3 protein-coding genes are annotated in these 1,462 nt (G+C 72.8%); 1 reads left to right on the top strand and 2 read right to left on the bottom strand.

The window, feature by feature from the left end:
* Positions 1–86: 86 nt before the first annotated feature.
* A complete protein-coding gene (locus ACZ6ZR_RS38685) occupies positions 87–233 on the bottom strand; it encodes a DUF6126 family protein (RefSeq protein ID WP_465650723.1) in 147 nt (48 codons plus the stop codon).
* Positions 234–280: 47 nt separating this feature from the next.
* Complete coding sequence (locus ACZ6ZR_RS38680; protein WP_465650721.1) at positions 281–808, bottom strand: DUF6197 family protein; 528 nt, start codon at positions 806–808, stop codon at positions 281–283.
* 147 nt (positions 809–955) lie between these two features.
* Between ACZ6ZR_RS38680 and ACZ6ZR_RS38675 the strand changes: the two genes are divergently transcribed.
* Positions 956–1,462 (top strand): methylated-DNA--[protein]-cysteine S-methyltransferase (locus ACZ6ZR_RS38675; protein ID WP_465650719.1); only part of this gene is annotated, 507 nt, incomplete at its 3' end.

Genomic DNA, 1,462 nt, shown 5'->3' with positions numbered 1-1,462 from the left:
TCGACAAACTCGCCGTCCGCTACGAAGCGACCGTGCTGGTCGCAGCCATCAACGAGTGGCTGTGACCAGCACTTTCGAAACAGGCCCTAGTGCCGGTTGCCCAGGGCGAAGAGCAGGATCACGAACCCGGCGAACAGGTGGGTCCCGGCGATGTAGAAGCTGGCCCGCAGCCACATCTGCTTGCGGCGGCTCTTCTCGTCCTGCACGGCGGCGCTGTGCACGGCCTGGCTCATCGCTGGGTGCTCCCTCCGGTCGCGGTCGGCGGGTCTGCCGACAGGGCTCAGACACCGAGTGTACGGGCGCGCAGTTCGGCCCTTCCGAGCACGCGGTGGACGTCCGCGAGCCTCGTACCAGGGGCGTCGTTGAACTCGTCGGGGGAGCTGACGCAGTGTCCGTCGGAGTGCAGCACCTCCATCACCTGGACCCGGCCGCGCCGCGCCTCGGCCGCCGTGCCGAAGCCGTGCGCGAGCACCGCCGCCTGCGCGCCGAGCAGGCAGACCCGGCCCCGGTCGTCCCACATGGTGCCCTGCACCCAGCCGGCCGTGGTCAGGTAACGGGCGGTCAGGGCGAGGTGGTCGGCGACGCTGACGGGGGCCGGTCGCGCGGGCCTGCGGAGCAGCCGGTCGAGCAGGGTGGGGGCGGGGAGCGGGAAGCCCGCGTGCCAGGGGCGCAGCACGCTGCCGAGCGGGCAGACGTACGGGACGGCCAGGCGGGCGGGGGCCGGGAGGGAGCGGAGGTACGCCTCGATCTCGGCGATCAGGGCGGAGCTGCCGGCGGTGAGCATCGGTGGTGGGGTGAGGACCGGCATGCGGCTGCTCCTTATATACCGATTTGATGGCCTTTCTCTTGATACCTGGTGGTGCCGGGCGGCGCCGCGCAACGCGCGGGGGCGTGGGGAGCGGGTGCCTGGGGAGAAGCGCTGACGGGGCGGGGCCGCGAGAGGTACCGTGCGGGCATGTCGATCTCCTGGGTGACCGTGCCGACGCCGTTGCCGAGCGGGCCCGTCCGGCTGGCCGTCAGCGACCAGGGGGTGGCCGCGGTCTCGTACCACGGTGACGCGGTGGCGGGGCTGCCCGCCGGGCTGCCGGAGTGCGCGGACCAGGACCGGGTGGCGCTGGTGCGCTCCCGGGTCGACGAGTACTTCGCGGGGAACCGGCGGGACTTGGAGCTGCCGCTCGACTGGCGCCTCGCGACCGGCCCGCACCGGGTGGTGCTGGAGACCCTCAAGCGCGAGGTCCCGTTCGGGAAGACCGTCACCTACGGCGAACTCGCCACCCGCAGCGGGGCGTTCGACGAACTGGACGAGGGCGACTGGGCCGCCGCCCGCACCGTCGGCAAGATGATGGGGGCCAACCCGCTCTGCCTACTGGTGCCCTGCCACCGGGTGGTGGCCTCGGACGGGATCGGCGGCTTCGGCGGCGGCCAGGTCGGCGTGGAGGTGAAGCGCTGGCTGCTCACCCTG

This window comes from Kitasatospora sp. NPDC088742 (assembly GCF_055584905.1).
This window is presented reverse-complemented; position numbering and strand designations above follow the sequence as displayed.